General features: G+C 54.7%; 17 protein-coding genes. 14 read left to right on the top strand and 3 right to left on the bottom strand.

The features are described from left to right. Positions 1-21 precede the first annotated feature (21 nt). From chlG to B9Z40_RS03665, 5 genes are read left to right on the top strand one after another with little or no spacing between them, the layout of a single operon-like run. Positions 22-909, top strand: a complete 888-nt coding sequence (gene chlG / locus B9Z40_RS03685; RefSeq protein ID WP_100171937.1) for a chlorophyll synthase ChlG — start codon at positions 22-24, stop codon at positions 907-909. Further along, entirely contained in the window at positions 906-2,258 is a 1,353-nt protein-coding gene (locus B9Z40_RS03680; protein WP_100171936.1) for a BCD family MFS transporter, read from the top strand. Before chlG ends, B9Z40_RS03680 begins: the two co-directional genes overlap by 4 nt. A gap of 3 nt (positions 2,259-2,261) precedes the next feature. Next, positions 2,262-3,473 (top strand): geranylgeranyl diphosphate reductase, encoded by a 1,212-nt coding sequence (locus B9Z40_RS03675; RefSeq protein WP_100171935.1) that lies wholly within the window; start codon positions 2,262-2,264, stop codon positions 3,471-3,473. 56 nt (positions 3,474-3,529) lie between these two features. Next, positions 3,530-5,278 (top strand): ABC transporter transmembrane domain-containing protein, encoded by a 1,749-nt coding sequence (locus tag B9Z40_RS03670; protein ID WP_100171934.1) that lies wholly within the window; start codon positions 3,530-3,532, stop codon positions 5,276-5,278. Between the two features lie 32 nt (positions 5,279-5,310). Then, positions 5,311-6,339, top strand: coding sequence for an NAD(P)H-binding protein (locus B9Z40_RS03665; RefSeq protein ID WP_100171933.1), 1,029 nt, complete (start codon positions 5,311-5,313; stop codon positions 6,337-6,339). Positions 6,340-6,358: 19 nt separating this feature from the next. On the opposite strand, the gene B9Z40_RS03660 is transcribed toward B9Z40_RS03665, so the two are convergent. Genes B9Z40_RS03660 through hemC form a run of 3 tightly spaced genes read right to left on the bottom strand, consistent with a single transcriptional unit; the run spans position 6,359 to position 9,505 of the window. Then, a complete protein-coding gene (locus B9Z40_RS03660; protein WP_100171932.1) occupies positions 6,359-7,354 on the bottom strand; it encodes a protochlorophyllide reductase in 996 nt (331 codons plus the stop codon). Positions 7,355-7,399: 45 nt separating this feature from the next. Then, the gene (gene hemE, locus B9Z40_RS03655; RefSeq protein WP_100171931.1) at positions 7,400-8,515 is read right to left on the bottom strand and encodes a uroporphyrinogen decarboxylase; all 1,116 of its coding nucleotides are present in this window, start codon (positions 8,513-8,515) and stop codon (positions 7,400-7,402) included. A 12-nt stretch (positions 8,516-8,527) separates the two neighbouring features. Further along, positions 8,528-9,505 carry a hydroxymethylbilane synthase gene (gene hemC / locus B9Z40_RS03650; RefSeq protein ID WP_100171930.1) on the bottom strand — a complete coding sequence of 326 codons (978 nt, stop codon included), beginning with the start codon at positions 9,503-9,505 and terminating at the stop codon, positions 8,528-8,530. Between the two features lie 306 nt (positions 9,506-9,811). Between hemC and ccmA the strand changes: the two genes are divergently transcribed. From ccmA to ccmI, 9 genes are read left to right on the top strand one after another with little or no spacing between them, the layout of a single operon-like run. Beyond that, positions 9,812-10,426, top strand: a complete 615-nt coding sequence (ccmA, locus tag B9Z40_RS03645) for a cytochrome c biogenesis heme-transporting ATPase CcmA (protein WP_100171929.1) — start codon at positions 9,812-9,814, stop codon at positions 10,424-10,426. Continuing rightward, entirely contained in the window at positions 10,423-11,088 is a 666-nt protein-coding gene (gene ccmB, locus B9Z40_RS03640) for a heme exporter protein CcmB (RefSeq protein WP_199172486.1), read from the top strand. The genes ccmA and ccmB overlap by 4 nt, the downstream gene beginning before the upstream one ends. A 13-nt stretch (positions 11,089-11,101) precedes the next feature. Beyond that, positions 11,102-11,857: a heme ABC transporter permease CcmC gene (gene ccmC / locus B9Z40_RS03635; protein WP_199172485.1), complete on the top strand. Its 756-nt coding sequence runs from the start codon at positions 11,102-11,104 to the stop codon at positions 11,855-11,857. Continuing rightward, complete coding sequence (gene ccmD / locus B9Z40_RS03630) at positions 11,854-12,045, top strand: heme exporter protein CcmD (RefSeq protein ID WP_100171927.1); 192 nt, start codon at positions 11,854-11,856, stop codon at positions 12,043-12,045. The genes ccmC and ccmD overlap by 4 nt, the downstream gene beginning before the upstream one ends. Then, positions 12,042-12,488 (top strand): cytochrome c maturation protein CcmE, encoded by a 447-nt coding sequence (gene ccmE / locus B9Z40_RS03625; RefSeq protein WP_100171926.1) that lies wholly within the window; start codon positions 12,042-12,044, stop codon positions 12,486-12,488. Before ccmD ends, ccmE begins: the two co-directional genes overlap by 4 nt. Positions 12,489-12,518: 30 nt before the next feature. Then, positions 12,519-14,477: a heme lyase CcmF/NrfE family subunit gene (locus B9Z40_RS03620; protein WP_100171925.1), complete on the top strand. Its 1,959-nt coding sequence runs from the start codon at positions 12,519-12,521 to the stop codon at positions 14,475-14,477. A 9-nt stretch (positions 14,478-14,486) separates the two neighbouring features. Continuing rightward, on the top strand, positions 14,487-15,077 hold the full coding sequence (locus tag B9Z40_RS03615; protein ID WP_100171924.1) for a DsbE family thiol:disulfide interchange protein: 591 nt from the start codon (positions 14,487-14,489) through the stop codon (positions 15,075-15,077). Continuing rightward, complete coding sequence (locus B9Z40_RS03610) at positions 15,074-15,577, top strand: cytochrome c-type biogenesis protein (RefSeq protein ID WP_199172484.1); 504 nt, start codon at positions 15,074-15,076, stop codon at positions 15,575-15,577. Before B9Z40_RS03615 ends, B9Z40_RS03610 begins: the two co-directional genes overlap by 4 nt. Then, positions 15,574-16,812: a c-type cytochrome biogenesis protein CcmI gene (gene ccmI / locus B9Z40_RS03605; RefSeq protein WP_100171923.1), complete on the top strand. Its 1,239-nt coding sequence runs from the start codon at positions 15,574-15,576 to the stop codon at positions 16,810-16,812. The genes B9Z40_RS03610 and ccmI overlap by 4 nt, the downstream gene beginning before the upstream one ends. The last annotated feature ends 386 nt before the right edge of the window (positions 16,813-17,198 follow it).

Below are 17,198 nucleotides of genomic sequence, written 5' to 3'. Positions count from 1 at the left end.
GCTTGATGACAAAATTGACACATGCAACGACCTGCCTTATCTACCGTCGCTGAGCTTTTGAAGCCCATCACATGGTTTCCACCGATGTGGGCGTTTGCGTGTGGCGTGGTGTCCTCAGGCAAGCCGCTTGCCGATAACTGGTTTTTGATCATTTGGGGCATTTTGTTGGCCGGCCCTCTTGTGTGTGCCAGCAGCCAAGCCGTGAACGATTGGTTTGACCGGCATGTCGATGCCATCAACGAACCGAATCGCCCCATTCCTTCTGGACGGATGCCCGGAAATTGGGGCTTTTACATCGCGGTGATGTGGACCCTGCTGTCTCTGCTTTGGGCCTGGCCGCTGGGCACTTGGGGTTTTGCGGCGACGGGCTTGGGTTTGCTCTTGTCGTGGGCTTACAGCATGCCCCCGATTCGCTTGAAAAACAACGGCTGGTGGGGCAACGCGGCTTGTGGACTGAGTTACGAAGGCTTGGCCTGGGTCACTGGGGCTGCCGTGATGCTGGGGGGAGAGATGCCCACAGACAAGACCATCGTGTTGGCTTTGCTTTACAGCTTTGGCGCCCACGGCATCATGACCTTGAACGACTTCAAAGCGGTACAGGGCGATGCGCACATGGGTGTGCGCTCACTGCCCGTACAACTGGGCGTGACCCGAGCAGCTTGTTACGCCTGCACATTCATGTTGGTGGCGCAATGGGCTGTGGCCATCTTGCTCTGGGTATGGGGTTCTCCCATTTCTGCTTTGGCAGTGTTGGTGCTGAGCCTTTGCCAACTGCCATTGATGATCCCCTTTGTGCGAAGCCCTGTTGACAAAGCACTGAGTGTCAGCGCCTTTGGTGTGCCCCTGTTTGTGAGCGGCATGATGGTCAGTGCTTGGGCCTTGAGGGCGATGGAGGAAGCGTCTACATGAACGCATTACCTCCTTTGGGTTGGTTGCACATCGCACGCTTGGGTTTGGTCCAAGCTTGTATGGGCGCGATCGTGGTGGTGACCACATCGACGCTCAACCGCATCATGGTGGTGGAGCTGGCACTTCCGGCCATGCTTCCGGGCTTTTTGGTCGGCTTTCACTACCTCGTGCAAATGGTGCGTCCCCGCATGGGCTTTGGTGCTGACCAAGGCAGGCGTTGTACCCCCTGGATGATGGGCGGCATGGCGGTTTTGGCGCTGGGCGGATTTTTGGCAAGTCTCGCCACAGTTTGGATGGCAAAGGATTTGAGCCAAGGCATTGCCTTGTCGATCTTGGCCTTCATGCTGATTGGCTTTGGTGTGAGTGCCTGTGGCACTTCCTTGTTGGTCCTCATGTCCAAGCGGGTTGCAGAGACGCGACGCGCCCCAGCAGCCACCGTTGTTTGGATGATGATGATCGTCGGCTTTGCTGTCACCGCCATCACCGTTGGCAAGTTGCTCGACCCCTACACACCTGAGCGTTTGTTGGAAATCAGTGGCGTACTCAGCTTGGTCGTGGTCCTGATCTCGTGCCTGTGTTTGTGGAATTTAGAAGGGCATGCCGGCTCTTCGGTACCAGCAGCGTCAATCCAGGCACAGCCGGAAAAGAAGCTGGATTTCAAGAAAACATTGCACATGGTTTGGTCTGAACCACAGGCCAAGGCCTTTACGGTGTTTGTTTTCTTGTCCATGTTGGCCTACAGCTCTCAAGACCTCATCTTGGAGCCCTTTGCGGGCGCTTTGTTTGGTCTGACCCCAGGTGAAACCACGCAGTTGTCTGGCTTGCACCACACGGGTGTTTTGTGTGGCATGTTGGCCGTCGCATTGGCCGGCAGCGCCCGTGTGGCAGGTCGTTTGGGGTCGATTCAAAGTTGGATGGTGGGTGGCTGCTGGGTCTCCGCCCTGGCGATGTTGGGCTTGTGTTGGGCGGCTGCTGATGGCCCGCCTTGGCCCTTGAAGCCCAATGTGATTTTGCTGGGCATCGCCAATGGCAGTTTTTCGATCGCAGCCATTGCCACCATGATGCGTTTAGCCACTGCTGGCGGTGATCAGCACGCGGGCACCCGCATGGGCTTGTGGGGTGCCGCACAAGCCATCGCTTTTGGCCTGGGCGGTTTGCTGGGCACTGCTGCCAGTGACTTGGCGCACCATGTTTTGGCAGAACAAGGCACGGCTTATGCCTACGTGTTTGGCTTTGAAACAGTCATGTTTGTGTTGGCGGCCGCGTGTGCTATTTGGGTGGGTCAGTACGACCGCAAAGATGCAGCAAAAAGCCACTCCCCTTTGTCGTTGGTCCTGGAAAGGAATTGAGCCATGAGTACTGAAACCTATGATGTGGTTGTGATTGGTGGCGGACCTTCTGGGTCCACGGCAGCCGATGATCTTGCTGGCCGAGGTTGGAATGTGCTGTTGCTGGACCGTCAAGGTCGAACCAAGCCCTGTGGCGGCGCCATCCCCCCACGATTGATCAAAGACTTTGAAATTCCGGACCATTTGTTGGTGGCCAAAGCGCGTTGCGCCAGGATGATTTCGCCCAAAGACAACAAAGTTGATATTCCCATTGAAAATGGGTTTGTCGGGATGGTGAACCGTGATGAATTTGATGAATGGTTGCGCGAAAGAGCGCGATCGCATGGCGCGCAACGCATGCGAGGCACATTTGAAAAATTGACCCGTGATGACGACGGGGTTGCACGGATACACATCGCCTTGCAATCGCCAGCACCGTCTCATGGACAGGCTTCGCACCCAGAGGTCACGAGTATTCGCACACGGTTTGTGGTCGGAGCCGATGGCGCCAAGTCAGAAGTCGCCCGCCAAACGGTCAAAGGCGCAGAGCGCACCAAGTATGTGTTTGCTTATCACGAGATCGTCAAGGCACCCAAGCAACAAGCGGACTACGATGCCGACCGATGCGATGTCTACTACCGCGGCGCTTTGTCACCCGATTTTTACGGCTGGGTCTTTCCACACGGCGACACCATGAGCATTGGCACCGGCAGCGCAGACAAAGGTTTTTCTTTGCGCAACGCTGTGGCCAGGTTGCGCGAAACGGCCGGCTTACAAAACGCCGAAACCTTACGTCGAGAGGGTGCGCCCATCCCCATGAAGCCTTTGCCGCATTGGGACAACGGCAAAGACGTCGTTTTGGCGGGTGATGCAGCTGGCGTTGTCGCACCGGCTTCGGGTGAAGGTATTTATTACGCGATGGCTTGCGGTCGCATGGCGGCCGATGCGGTTGAACAAGCCTTGAAAACAGGACAGTCTTCTTGCCTGAAGAAAGCGCGCAAAACATTCATGCGGCAGCACGGCACCGTGTTTTGGGTGTTGGGCATCATGCAGTATTTTTGGTACAAGAGTGACAAACGCCGTGAGAAGTTTGTCACCATCTGCGAAGACAAGGATGTGCAACAACTCACGTTTGAGTCCTACATGAACAAAGTGCTGGTGAGGAAGAAACCGATGGCACATGTGCGCATCTTCTTCAAAGACTTGGCACACCTGTTTGGCATGGTCAAAACATAAACTTGGCGGATCCTCTGGGCGAAGATTTTGACTTCGTGCAGCGTTAAACTGTGTCGATGACTTCTTCGCCCAAATCGCTTTCTGGATTACTGCCTTTTATTCGCCCTTACCGCAAGCAGGTCGTGTTGGCGGGTTTGTTTTTGCTGCTCGCTGCAGGCACAACACTGGCGTTTCCATTGGCCCTCAAGGTCTTGATTGACCAAGGCTTGGCGGCGACAGCAGGCACGGATGCATTGGCTGAAAAGTTCTTTGAATTGTTTTTGGTCGCTGCTGCACTGGCTTTTTTTTCCGCTGGCCGTTTTTACACGGTCACTTGGCTGGGTGAAAAAATCACGGCGGATGTGAAGAACAAGGTCTATGCCCATGTGCTGGAGCAAAGCCCTACTTTTTTTGAAACGACGCAATCGGGTGAGGTGTTGTCACGCTTGACCAGCGATACCACCTTGGTCCAAACCGTGGTGGGTTCATCGTTGTCGATGGGTTTGCGCAATTTGGTGATGGGCTTGGGTGCAGTGGGCATGTTGGTTTGGTCCAATCCCTTGTTGATGTTGCAAGTGATCGGTGTCTTGATCGTGGTGGTCTTCCCCAGTGTGTATTTGGGTCGCAAAGTCAGGCGCCTGTCACGGGCCAGTCAAGACAGGGTGGCCGATTCAAGCGCCATTGCTTCTGAGGTTCTCAACGCCATTTCGGTGGTGCAAAGTTACACCGCTGAAAAACGTGAAGCAGACCGTTTCACGTCCTCCACGGCCCAAGCTTTGGGCACAGCTTTGCGGCGCACACGCGCTCGCTCATTCTTGGTGGGCTTCATCATTTTGGCCTCCAGCGCTGCATTGTTGTGGGGCTTGTATTTGGGCACCTTGTCGGTGCGTGCGGGTCAGACCACTGCTGGTGAATTAGGGCAAACCATCGTGTACGTGATCTTGTTGGCCAGTGCATTTGCGGTGCTGGGTGAGGTCTACGGCGATGTGCTGCGTGCGGCAGGTGCGACCGAACGGCTGATGGAGTTGCTGCACACACGTTCAGATGTGGGTTCTCCCTCGCATCCGAAAAAGGCGGCGTGGCCTGTGAATGGGTCTGGCTTGGTTTTGCGGGGAGTCAATTTCAATTACCCCTCGCGTCCAACGCAGCAGGCCTTGAATGGCTTGTCTGGCGAAGTGCGTGCGGGTCAAACCGTGGCCATTGTCGGTCCCAGTGGTGCAGGAAAAACCACTTTATTTTCTTTGTTGATGCGTTTTTATGCGCCGCAACAGGGCGAGGTCTTGTTAGACGGCATACCCATCGAACAAATGGATTTGCATGATTTGCGCCAGCGCATCGGCGTTGTGCCGCAAGAGGCGGTTGTTTTTTCTGGTTCGGTGATCGAGAACATCCGTTACGGCAAACCGGGTGCCAGTCACGATGAGGTGGTGGCTGCGGCCCATGCCGCTTTTGCGCACGAATTCATCACCGACTTGCCTCAGGGGTACGACACCTATTTGGGTGATCGAGGTGTGCGTTTGTCGGGGGGGCAGCGGCAACGCATTGCCATTGCCCGAGCCATTTTGAAAAACCCACCGCTTTTGTTGCTGGACGAGGCCACCAGTGCGCTGGACGCCAACAGCGAGCGCATGGTGCAAGCGGCTTTAGAAACCGCCATGAAGGGACGGACCACTTTGGTGATTGCCCATCGATTGGCCACCGTTCAACGTGCCGATTGCATTTGGGTGCTGGACAAAGGGCAATTGGTGGAGCAGGGCACACACACCGAGCTTATCGCTCGTGGTGGCTTGTACGCCAGTTTGGCCGCCTTGCAGTTTGCTGGATAAATTTTTCATCGACACAGAGACGAGAGCGCTCTATGGCATCGACTGAAACTTCCTCGAAATGGACAGCCGGTCCTGCACGCAGAGTGTTCTTGCTTGGCGCCACGGGCACGATCGGTTTGGCAACGGCTCAAGCACTGATCCAGCAGGGGCATGATGTGGTCTGTTTTTTGCGCCCCCGTCAAGGTGTAAAGCAGGAGGCCTCAGAAAACCTGAAGTTATCGGCCTTAAAGGGTGCCACGATTCGTTATGGTGACCCCACCGATGCGGCGTCTTTGGTGCGAGATGGTTTTGCCAATGAGCGCTTTGATGTGTTGGTTTCATGCATGGCCTCAAGAACCGGTAGCCCCCGGGATGCTTGGCGTGTCGACCACCAAGCCCATGTGCATGCACTTGAAGCAGCACCCGCTGCAGGGGTCCAGCATTTCGTGTTGCTTTCAGCGATTTGCGTTCAAAAACCTCTGTTGGCCTTTCAGCATGCCAAGCTTGCTTTTGAAAAGGCGTTGATCGAGTCAGGATTGACCTATTCCATCGTGCGTCCGACAGCCTTCTTCAAATCGTTGTCAGGTCAATTGGATCGGGTTAAAAAAGGGAAGCCTTTTTTGATTTTTGGCGACGGCCAGCTGACCGCTTGCAAGCCCATCAGTGACCATGATTTAGGCGACTTCATGGCCGGTTGTTTGGATGAACAAAGTCGGCACAACCAGATCTTGCCCGTCGGCGGCCCCGGCCCCGCCATCACACCCCGTCAGCAAGGTGAGTACTTGTTTCAACTGCTGGGAAAAGAGCCCCGTTTCAAAAGTGTGCCCGTGGGATTTTTAGACGTCATCATTGGCGTTTTAAATGCGATTGGCAAACTCATTCCAGCCGTTGCGGACAAAGCCGAACTGGCCCGCATTGGTCGTTACTACGCCACTGAGTCCATGCTGGTGTGGAATGCCGCATCGAACCAATACGATGCAGAGATCACCCCCTCACACGGCACGCAAACACTATTCGAGTCTTACGACAAGTGGGTGAACGGCCAAGCTGCACCCGACAGAGGCGAACACGCCGTTTTTTAAGTCGATCCAGTGCAGCGGGTCAATCTGCGATGCCCACAAGTTGGTTGCTGAGCTCCCAAAGTCGAATGCCCAGCTGCAATTGTGTGGCCTTTGCGGACAGGGGCTGCGCAAACGCTTGGCGACCTGGGACTTGACGGTTGCCCCAGCTCCAATGCACCCCTGACGTGGAGAAATCTTTGTCGACCACCACTTGTGCCACGCGTTGTCCTGCCAAGGTTTGGGTGACATAGCCCTTCGTGATGTTTTTTTGGAACCAAGGAAAGATGGTTTGAAAAGCCTGGGGTGTGTCGCGAAACAGCGCCGTGTCTGCCACGCACCCGGGATAGACCGTGCTGAAGATCAGGCCGGTGCTGTCGTGGTAACGGCGGTGCATTTCCCGGCTGATGATCATGTTGCACAGCTTGCTGTCTTTGTAAGCTTTGCCGGCTTTGAAGGCCTTCCCGTCAATCATCGCGATGGGCTCGTGAAAGCCTTGTTCGAGCCCTGCGAGATCCCCCAGATTGGCGGGTGCGGGAATCGGCACCTTGCCGCCAAACTCTTCAGAATTGGCAGTGACGGTGCCCAAGGTCACCAGCCGTGAGTGAAAATCCGGATGGGATACGCGTTCAGAGTCTTGTGTGCGGATCAGCAAGGGCATGAGCAAACGGCTCAGCAAAAAATGGCCCAAGTGGTTGGTGGCAACGCTGAGCTCATAGCCTTCAGGCGAGCGGGCGGGTGTTTTCAGACGCGGCTGATAACTCGCTGCGTTGTTGAGCAGTGCGTGCAAGGGCAACCCCTTGGATTCAAAGTCTTTCACAAATTCGCGAACACTTTGCAAAGAGCCCAAGTCCAATTTCATCAGGCTGAATTTGGACGCTTCCAGTTGCATTTCAGCAGCCACACGCGCTGCTTTTTGCAAGTCTCGGCAGGCCATGACCACATGCCAACCCTGTTGAATGAGTGCCACCGTGGCGTAAAGCCCGACGCCTGAAGAAGCGCCCGTGACAATGACATGTGGTTTTCGGAGGGTATTCATACAAGGATTCTTATTTCAAGAAATTTGCAAGTTCATGAACCGCGGTCAAACTTTGCTGTGCATGCGTTGGGCCCGTGAATACCGGTGCACAGCCTCGACCAACACGGCGACATTTTCTGGCGGCGTGAACTGGCTAATGCCATGGCCGAGGTTGAAAATGTGCGTGGGGCCTGAAGTGTTGGGGTCTGTATGGGGTGTTCCAAAGTCATCCAGAACTTTGTGGACCTGCTGTTCAATGGCCGTTGCAGAAGCAAACAAGACATTGGGGTCCAAATTGCCCTGCAACGCTTTGCCCGCTTGACCGGCCAAACCGCCGACGGCTTGTCGTGCCTTGGCAAGGTTGACGGTCCAATCCAGCCCCAAGACTTCGCAGTCCAGAGTGTTCATGTCTTCCAACCACAAACCACCACCTTTGGTGAACACAAGGCGGGGAATGGTCTGGCCTTCATGGCTTCGAATCAGTTGGTCGAGCACCCTTTTGGTGTAAGCCAAGCTGAAATTTTGAAATGCGCCATCGGCCAACACGCCGCCCCAGCTGTCAAACACCATCACCGCTTGCGCGCCGGCTTGGATTTGTGTGTTCAAGTAAAGCGCTACGGCATCTGCATTGATCTGCAAAATGTGGTGCATGAGGTCGGGTCTGCTGTACATCAATGTTTTGACATGGCGGTAGTCGTCTGAGCCCGCACCCTCCACCATGTAGCAGGCCAATGTCCAAGGACTGCCTGAAAAGCCGATCAAAGGCACACGGCCGTTCAAGGCTTTCCGAATGGATGTGACGGCGTCAAAAACATAACGCAGCTTGTTCATGTCCGGCACGGCCAATCCGGCGACAGCGGCTTCATCGCGGACGTTTTTGGCAAAGCGCGGCCCTTCGCCTTGTTCAAAGCTCAAGCCCAAACCCATGGCGTCGGGCACGGTCAAGATGTCACTGAACAAAATGGCGGCGTCCAGTGGGTAACGGTCTAAAGGCTGCAAGGTCACTTCGGTGGCGAAGTCGACGTTGGTGGCCAGTCCCATGAAACTGCCCGCTTTGGCGCGCGTGGCGCAGTACTCGGGCAAATAGCGTCCTGCTTGTCGCATCAACCACACAGGCGTGTGGTCAGTCGCTTGGCGCATGCAAGCTTGCAAGAAGGTGTTGTTTTGAAGAGGAGCGAACATGGGATTAGAAACTCAAAGGGTTTGGGAATGAGGCAGGGCGCTGGGCTGTGTGCTTGGCTGTTGGCTTGGAACAGCCCCTTGAGCGATCAATTTTTGAGCCACCGATTCACCCAATGCGCTGGCAACAGCGAGCATATTGGGGTCTTGCAAATCAACGTGGGTTTGGTCCTGGGCATGGATCAAAGGTGCACCTGCGTTCAGGTGATCGCCCCATGCCGAATGGATCGTCAAAATGCCACCATCCAGGGTGGCGTGTGCGGCCAATGGCATAGAGCAACTGCCCCCCATCGCTCGGCTGACGCCACGTTCCGCGTAAACGGCAGCAGCCGTGGTGATGTCGTTCAAGCCCGCCAGCGTTTGCACCAAGTCCATGCGGTCTGCACTGATTTCGATGCCAATCGCGCCTTGACCTGCAGCGGGGATCATTTGTTGGAGGTCAAAGATGTGCCTGATCTGATCTTTCAGACCCAGTCTTTTCAAGCCTGCCGATGCCAGGACGATGCCCGCGTATTGGCCTTCTTTGAGTTTCTTCAAACGTGTGTCCAGATTGCCACGCAGCGGTTCAATCTGCAAATCAGGGCGCAGCGCTTTCAACAAAACGGTTCTTCTCAGGCTCGATGTGCCCACCACAGCGCCACGGGGCAGGCTGTCCAAGCTTTTGAAGTGGGGTGACACCCAGGCGTCTCGCGGGTCTTCGCGCGACAAAATGCAGGCCAAATGAAAACCTTCTGGCAAATCCATGGGGACATCTTTGAGCGAATGCACCGCGATTTGGGCCGAGCCATTGGCCAGCGCGACCTCTAACTCTTTGATGAACAAGCCTTTGCCCCCAATTTTGCTCAAAGGCTGGTCCAGGATTTGGTCCCCCAGTGTGGTCATGCCCATGAGTGAGACCAAATGCCCGTTCGCCTCCAAGAGCTGCTTGACGTGGTTGGCTTGCCACAAAGCCAGGCGGCTCTCGCGTGTGGCAATGGTCAGTTGTGTTGTCATGTAAAAAGAATGGCCTCAATTGAGAGGGTGGATAGGGTTGTTGAATATGCATACCCACTTTTTCAAACGGGTTGAGTTTCTCGACGGAATGACACATCCATGAACGAGAAAGAACATATCAGATTAAATCGCTCTTGAAAGCCGAAAAAACCATTAGCCGTGTCACCGACGGCGCACATTTATCCATCTTCAATTCGCAGTGCCGAAAAGCCTTTTGAGTCATGGGTTTAGGGTAATTCACAATGGTCAAATCTCTCAAATAGAGATCAAATCGGTGTAAGTAGAAAAGCCCATGATTTAAGTCATATGTTGTCTGTGATGAATCTTTCTTGTGACCGCGGTGACCGACGCCTTTTTTCAGGCGTTGGTTTCCAATTGAGCGCGGGAACTTGCTTGCATTTGCAAGGCGACAACGGTGTCGGTAAAACCAGTTTGCTTCGACAAGTCAGCGGCTTGTCTCCGGTGTCTGAAGGCAATGTTTCTTGGTGCGGGCAGCCGATTGCTGACAACGAATCTTTCCGCGCTGAGCGTATTTACGTGGGACATGACCTTGCCATGAAAGAGGATCTGTCGGTCATGGAAAACCTGCAAACGGATGCCGCCATTGGCGGGCAAACGGTTCATCCAGAAACCGTGCTGATTGCTTTGAAAAGTTTGGGCCTTAAAGGGCGCGAACATTTGCCATTTCGGGTTTTGTCGCAGGGTCAAAAACGCCGAGCTGCATTGGCGAGGTTGATGACCCGCCGGGCCACTTTATGGATCTTGGACGAGCCGGTCTCGGCGCTCGATGTGCCTGCTCAAGCGGCCGTCGCCAAAATTCTGGAAGGCCATTTGGACCAGGGTGGCATGGTGTTGTTCACCAGCCATCAGCCCTTGCCCGTACCCAGCACGTCCTTGGCCGCTTACAGGTTAAAGGGATGAACCCCTACATGGCGGTGGTGCGCCGAGACTTGTCGCTGGCCTTGCGCCGTAAAAGCGAAGTCATGACCGCCGTTTTCTTCTTTGTCGTGGTGTCTTCTTTGTTTCCTTTGGGTATCGGACCCGAAATGAACACTTTGCGCCTGATTGCACCGGGTGTCTTGTGGGTGGGGGCCTTGTTGGCCAGCATGCTCTCTTTGGGGCGCTTGTTTTCGGGGGACCAACGAGATGGCACGCTGGAGCAAATGGTGCTGTCTTCCGCGTCATTGCCGGGTCTGGTGGGGGCCAAAATTTTGGCCCATTGGCTCCTCTCTGGTTTGCCTTTGGTCTTGTTATCGCCATTGCTGGCGCTGCAATTTGACTTGAGCACCGAAGCCATCGAAGTGCTCATGCTCACCTTGCTGCTGGGCACTCCCTTGTTGTCCTTGATCGGTGCAGTGGGCGCGGCTTTGACGCTGGGCGTGCGTGGCGCAGACGTTTTGTTGTCCCTTTTGGTACTGCCCTTGTACATGCCTGCGCTGGTTTTTGGGACGGGCGCAGTACAAGCCCAAACGGCAGGTTTGGGGGCTTCGGCCCATCTGTCTATTTTGGCGGCTATGCTGCTTGTTGCAGTGGTTCTGAGCCCTTGGGCATGCGCTGCGGCCCTGCGCATTGCACTTGAATAAATACCCGATGCTTATGTCTCAGCATTCCAATGTTCTGTTTCGTTTCGCTGCACCGCAGGCTTTTTATGGCTTGGCGTCTCGGCTGTGGCCGTGGTTGGCGGTTTTGGCTGCCGTGCTGGGTTGCTGGGGCTTGTGGATGGGGCTGTTCGTAGCGCCCATCGACTACAAGCAAGGGCAGGCTTACAGAATCATCTTCGTGCATGTGCCTGCGTCTTGGATGTCGATGCTGATTTACCTCGCTATGGCATTTTGGGCGGTGTTGGGTTTGGTCTTCAATACCCGTCTGTCCGGCATGATGAACCGTGCGCTCGCACCGACGGGTGCCATGTTTGCGTTCCTGTCCCTGTGGACGGGCGCACTTTGGGGCAAGCCCATGTGGGGAACATGGTGGGTCTGGGATGCCAGGCTGACTTCTGAGCTGATTTTGTTCTTCTTGTATTTGGGTTTCATGGGTCTGACCGCAGCGATTGATGACCCTCGCCGCGCGGACAAAGCGGGTGGATTGTTGGCTTTGGTGGGGGCGATCAACGTGCCGATCATTTATTTTTCAGTACGTTGGTGGAACACCTTGCACCAGGGCTCTTCGATTTCTGTGTCGCAAGGCGCCAGCATGGAACAAACCATGCTTTGGGCCATGTTGCTGATGGTCTGTGCTTTTTGGTTGTACTCCATTGCCATCGCTTTGTACCGGGTCCGCACGATCATCCTTGAACGTGAAAAACATGCGCAATGGGTCAATGTTGAACTGCGCACTGGAGTGTCAGCATGAATTGGAACAGCGCCAGTGAATTTTGGGCCATGGGCGGATATGGCCTGTACGTGTGGGGCAGCTTTGGTGTGACGGCTTTGGTGATGGGGCTTGAAGTGGTTCAGGCCTTCAACCGCCACAAGCACATCCGCGAAAGTTTGACAAAACAAGCTGCGGTGCAGGATTCGGCACAGGATTGGCAAGCATGAAAACACGGCACAAACGGTTTATTCTGATTATGTTGGGATTGCTTTTGCTGTCCGGGGCAGCCGTGCTGGTGTTGAACGCCTTCAACAGCAATTTGGTTTTCTTTTTCACGCCCACGCAGGTGGCCGCTGATGAGGCGCCACGGGGCAAAGCATTCCGTGTGGGCGGTATGGTCAAAGAGGGCAGCCTCTTGCGTGATTCAGAAACAGGCCGTTTCGTGGTGACCGACACCCAGAAAGATGTTGTGGTCCTTTACAAAGGCATGTTGCCCGACCTGTTCAAAGAAGGTCGTGGTGTCGTGGCGCAAGGTCGGCTGAATGCACAGGGTGAATTTGTCGCCAGTGAAGTCTTGGCCAAGCATGATGAAAACTACATGCCACCCGAAGCCAAGCACGCCATGGACCAGGCGGCTGCTCGACGCGCCCCCGAAACAACCAAACCATGATCCTTGTGGATTGATTTGAAAGAACGCTGAATGATTCCCGAACTTGGACACTATGCCTTGATATTGGCTTTTTGGATCGCGTTGGGGCAGGGCGTTCTCCCGCTGGCTGGCACTGTGTCCGGGCGTCTGGCTTGGCAATCCATCGCCAAGCCCTTTGCCACACTGCAATTTGTGTTGTTGCTCTTGTCTTTTCTGGCACTGACATGGTCTTTTGTGCAGAACGATTTTTCGGTGCTGTATGTCAGCCAACATTCCAACTCTCTTTTGCCCACGGTATTCCGAATAGCCGCAGTCTGGGGCGGTCATGAAGGCTCTTTGCTCTTGTGGGTCTTCTTGCTCGCCTTGTGGTCGGTTTCTGTCGCTGCTTTTTCGCGCACATTGCCGATGGCCATGTCAGCCAGAGTGCTCGGTGTTTTGGGTTTGATTTCCAGTGGTTTTTTGGGCTTCATCCTGACCACCTCCAACCCGTTTGATCGCTTGTTGCCCGCCGCAGCTGAAGGGCGCGATCTGAACCCCTTGCTGCAAGATGTGGGATTGATCATTCACCCCCCCATGTTGTACATGGGCTATGTGGGGTTTTCTGTGGCTTTTGCTTTTGCCATTTCCGCTTTGTTGTCCGGCCGTTTGGACGCGGCGTGGGCCAGATGGTCTCGGCCGTGGACTTTGGTGGCTTGGATCTTTTTGACCTTTGGCATCGGTCTGGGTTCTTGGTGGGCTTACCGCGAACTGGGGTGGGGTGGCTGGTGGTTCTGGGATCCGGTTGAAAACGCCTCTCTCATGCCTTGGCTCATCGGCACTGCCTTGATCCATGCCCTGATGGTCACCGAGAAGCGGGGCGGCTTCAAAGCTTGGACAGTCTTGTTGGCCATCGGTGCTTTTTCTTTGACATTGCTGGGGACCTTCCTGGTGCGTTCTGGCGTACTCACTTCGGTGCATGCTTTCGCATCCGATCCCAGCCGCGGCGTGTTCATTTTGATTTTTCTGGCAGTGGTGGTCGGCAGTTCACTCACGCTCTTTGCGTGGCGTGCGCCCAAGGTCAGCATGGGTGGCCACATTGGCTTGATTTCTCGAGAATCTTTCTTGTTGTCCAACAGTGTTTTGTTGGTCGTCGCCACGGGTGCCGTGCTCTTGGGCACCATTTATCCTTTGGTCATCGATGCCTTGAACTTGGGTAAATTGTCTGTGGGTGCGCCCTATTTCAATGCGGTTTTTGTGCCCTTGCTGGCACCCTTGCTCTTCTTGATGGTGCCTGGCGTTGCGGCTTCATGGAAAGAAGCCCGTTTGGCCCAGCTGGCCCATCGATTGCGATGGGTGGCGTTGGGGTCCTTGTTGCTCGCTTGTGCTGTCCCTGCCTATCTGGAAATGCGTAACCAGGGTGAGTGGCTGTGGAGTACGTCCCTTGGCATCCTCTTGTCCGCGTGGATCACGCTCGGGTCTTTGCAACATGTGGTGTTGCGCCTGCGCCAATCTGGACGGCCCCCCTTGTCCTATTGGGGCATGCAAGTCGCGCATCTGGGTATGGCCGTCGTCGTTTTGGGGATCACGATGGTCAAGGGCTATGAGCTCGAACGCGATGTTCGCATGGGCATAGGCGAGACGGTCACGCTCAGAGATTTCACCTTTGAGCTCAAACGTGTGGAGCAAGTCGATGGGCCCAATTACAAGGCCTCGCGTGCCACGCTGACCGTCAAAAAGGACCAACGCACCGTGGCGGAACTGCAACCGCAAAAGCGCAACTATTTCTCATCGACCATGCCGATGACAGAAGCGGCCGTTGACCTGGGTTGGTCCCGTGATCTTTATGTGTCCCTGGGTGACCCAGTGGAGCCTCACCCACAAACCAAAGCGCCCAGATGGAATTTGCGCGTCTACGACAAGCCTTTCATCTCCTGGATATGGGCAGGTGCTCTGTTGATGGTTTTGGGTGGTTTTATGGCGGCCATAGACAAACGGTACCGCCGCAAAACTGCGCGCAATGCCAACGCTTGAGGCCTCGCCATGAAAAAGCTTTTTTTGATTCCGCTGGTCTTGTTCTTGGGGCTGGTCATTTTTTTGGCGGTGGGCTTGCAGCGAGACCCCAAAGAAATTCCTTCGCCGCTTGTGGGTAAACCGGCACCTGCATTCAAACTTTTTACTTTGGCCGCAAACGATCAAACCTTTGAGCCGAAAGACATGCAAGGCCAAGTTTGGATGCTCAACGTCTGGGCCACATGGTGTGTTGCCTGCAAAGTGGAGCACCCCCTTTTGGTTGAGTTTTCCAAAATGCAAAATTTGCCCATCGTGGGCTTGAGCTACAAAGAAATTCAGCCACAAGATGAGCCCCTCGGCGTCAAGATGACCCCCGAGGCCAAGCTGCTTTTGGCCAGACAGCGCAGCGTAAATTTTTTACAGGCACAAGGTAACCCGTATGTTCTTACTGCCTTGGACATGGATGGTCGGGTGGGCATTGATTACGGCGTGTATGGCGTACCCGAAACCTATGTGATCGATCAACAAGGGGTGATTCGCTACAAACTTGTGGGGGCCATTACCCCAGAGATTTTGCTGAAGAAGATTTTGCCGCTCGTCAATGAACTGAAAAGAACATGAGTCTCCTGATGAATCGTTTTCTGCGTCTTTTCTGCCGGCCATCCTTTGTTCTCGCCTTCATCGGGCCACTCTTGGCTTGCTCTGCGATGGCGACGGAGGCACAGCCCACGGCCCAAGACCCCGTGGTCGAAGCTCGGTTGGTGAACATCTCCGGCGATTTGCGTTGTTTGGTCTGCCAAAACGAATCACTGGCTTCGTCGCATGCCAAATTGGCCGATGACTTGCGTGAAGAAGTGCGCAGCTTGATCAAGAAAAATCAAACGGATGAGGAGATCAAAACCTTTTTAACCGCACGGTATGGCGATTTTGTGTTGTACCGCCCGGTCGTCAAACCCATGACATGGGCTTTGTGGTTTGGTCCTTTCGTGCTCTTGTTGGTGGCTTTGGCGGCCATGCTGGTTTATTTGCGTCAACGGCAAAGGCAAGCCCCTGCGTCAGCATGGACCGACGAAGAGTTGAAAAAAGCTGAGCGGCTTTTGAAAGACGGAGAGTCTGCGTGAATCCCAATTTTGTTTTTATTTTGAGCGCCTTTGCCTTGACCGCTTTGGTGGTGGCCGTGGTGGTGTGGAGTTTTCTGCGCAACCGAGTGACGCAGGAGTCAAGTCAAGACAAGGCCAACACCAAGATCTACCAATTGCAGCTGTTGGATTTGGAAAAAGAGCATGCACAAGGCCTGATCTCGTCTGCAGCCTTTGAACGGTCTCGTGCCGAGTTGCTGGGCCGGATGCTGGAGGATACGGCGCTCGCCGATACACATGCAGACAAAAAAACGCAGCGAGCTTGGGTCAGTGCGGTGGTCGTGGCTGTTTTGTTACCAGTGGCTGCCATGTCGACCTATATGTGGCTGGGCCAGCCGCAAGGGCTTGAGCGGACAGTGGTGGCCACTGAAGAGTCTGACAACTTTGCCAATCTCGAAGGTATGGCGGCCAGCTTGGCGCAAAAACTGGCAGCCAATCCCGGTAACCCAGAGCAGTGGGTCATGCTGGGCCGCACTTACCGTGCTTTGAGTCAATTTGACAAAGCACTTCCCGCTTACCAAAAAGCATTGGAACTTGCGCAGGTGGATGACATCGCCTTGGAGCGTGCAGAAGTTTTGGCATTGATGCGCGGTGGCGATTTCAGCGGCGAACCTTGGGCTGTGATTCGGCAGGTGTTGGCCAAAGATGCGCGCCATTTCAACGGCCTGATATTGGCCGGAAGTGCATCTTATGCGCAAGAGGATTACAAGAAAGCCGTTCAATATTGGCAACAGGCGCGCAGCCAATTGGACGACAAGGCCCAAGCGGTAAAGGGCTTGGACGATGCGTTGAGCAAGGCGCGTGAAAAAGCAGGCGAGGCGTTGCCGGCGGCAAAAGGCGTATCTTCATCGCCTTCAAGCGCCCAGACCTCTGGCGCTGTGCTGAGCGGTCGGGTGTCTATCGATCCGGGTGTCAAGGCAAAGATGGCACCCACAGATGTGGTTTTTGTGTACGCCACGCCTGCCGATGGCCAGAAGATGCCCTTGGCCATTGTGCGAAAAACGGCCGACAACTTGCCTTTCGACTTTGTGCTGGACGACAGCACGGCCATGAACCCTGCAAGCAAGCTCTCTTCCCAAACCAAAGTCACACTGAAAGTGCGCATCTCTAAATCTGGAGACGCCATGACACGTTCAGGCGATTGGACGGGGGTCTTGGAAAACGTGGCTGTGGGTTCGCGCAATTTGAAGTTGGTGGTCAACCAGCAGGCACCCTGATCACGCCGTAGCGGCAAAAAAAAGGCCAACCCGTGAAGGTTGGCCTTTTTCGTTTGGAAACACCATGCTTGATGGGTTTCCAAAGATGGTGCCCGGGATTAAAAGTTCATTCCAAGCCCTAAAAATCAAGGGTTTCTCCATTAGCCTCTTGGAGTTACTGCAAGAGGCCTATACAACACAAGATTGCCCACACGCTAACGCTCAAGCCAGATCACAGGACTAAGTCTGCGTCTACTAAGACCCAGGAGCAAATATTGCATGTCATGGGGCAGCTTCAGGCTGTAAGCGGACTACGACAAGCTGGCACCAAGGGCAGTAACCGACGACAAAGCGGAAGTCCAAGCCAACAGGTTTGGCGTAGTCAAGCAGTCATTGATCATGGCCTG

Source organism: Limnohabitans sp. 15K (assembly GCF_002778285.1).
Classification (GTDB): domain Bacteria; phylum Pseudomonadota; class Gammaproteobacteria; order Burkholderiales; family Burkholderiaceae_C; genus Limnohabitans_A.
Note: the sequence above shows the minus strand (reverse complement) of the source record. Positions and strands in the feature narration are given on the sequence as shown.

Coding starts and splice junctions, on each gene's coding strand:
- chlG (WP_100171937.1), top strand. CDS start 22: ATGCAACGACCTGCCTTATCTACCGTCGCTGAGCTTTTGAAGCCCATC.
- B9Z40_RS03680 (WP_100171936.1), top strand. CDS start 906: ATGAACGCATTACCTCCTTTGGGTTGGTTGCACATCGCACGCTTGGGT.
- B9Z40_RS03675 (WP_100171935.1), top strand. CDS start 2,262: ATGAGTACTGAAACCTATGATGTGGTTGTGATTGGTGGCGGACCTTCT.
- B9Z40_RS03670 (WP_100171934.1), top strand. CDS start 3,530: ATGACTTCTTCGCCCAAATCGCTTTCTGGATTACTGCCTTTTATTCGC.
- B9Z40_RS03665 (WP_100171933.1), top strand. CDS start 5,311: ATGGCATCGACTGAAACTTCCTCGAAATGGACAGCCGGTCCTGCACGC.
- B9Z40_RS03660 (WP_100171932.1), bottom strand. CDS start 7,354: ATGAATACCCTCCGAAAACCACATGTCATTGTCACGGGCGCTTCTTCA.
- hemE (WP_100171931.1), bottom strand. CDS start 8,515: ATGTTCGCTCCTCTTCAAAACAACACCTTCTTGCAAGCTTGCATGCGC.
- hemC (WP_100171930.1), bottom strand. CDS start 9,505: ATGACAACACAACTGACCATTGCCACACGCGAGAGCCGCCTGGCTTTG.
- ccmA (WP_100171929.1), top strand. CDS start 9,812: ATGTTGTCTGTGATGAATCTTTCTTGTGACCGCGGTGACCGACGCCTT.
- ccmB (WP_199172486.1), top strand. CDS start 10,423: ATGAACCCCTACATGGCGGTGGTGCGCCGAGACTTGTCGCTGGCCTTG.
- ccmC (WP_199172485.1), top strand. CDS start 11,102: ATGTCTCAGCATTCCAATGTTCTGTTTCGTTTCGCTGCACCGCAGGCT.
- ccmD (WP_100171927.1), top strand. CDS start 11,854: ATGAATTGGAACAGCGCCAGTGAATTTTGGGCCATGGGCGGATATGGC.
- ccmE (WP_100171926.1), top strand. CDS start 12,042: ATGAAAACACGGCACAAACGGTTTATTCTGATTATGTTGGGATTGCTT.
- B9Z40_RS03620 (WP_100171925.1), top strand. CDS start 12,519: ATGATTCCCGAACTTGGACACTATGCCTTGATATTGGCTTTTTGGATC.
- B9Z40_RS03615 (WP_100171924.1), top strand. CDS start 14,487: ATGAAAAAGCTTTTTTTGATTCCGCTGGTCTTGTTCTTGGGGCTGGTC.
- B9Z40_RS03610 (WP_199172484.1), top strand. CDS start 15,074: ATGAGTCTCCTGATGAATCGTTTTCTGCGTCTTTTCTGCCGGCCATCC.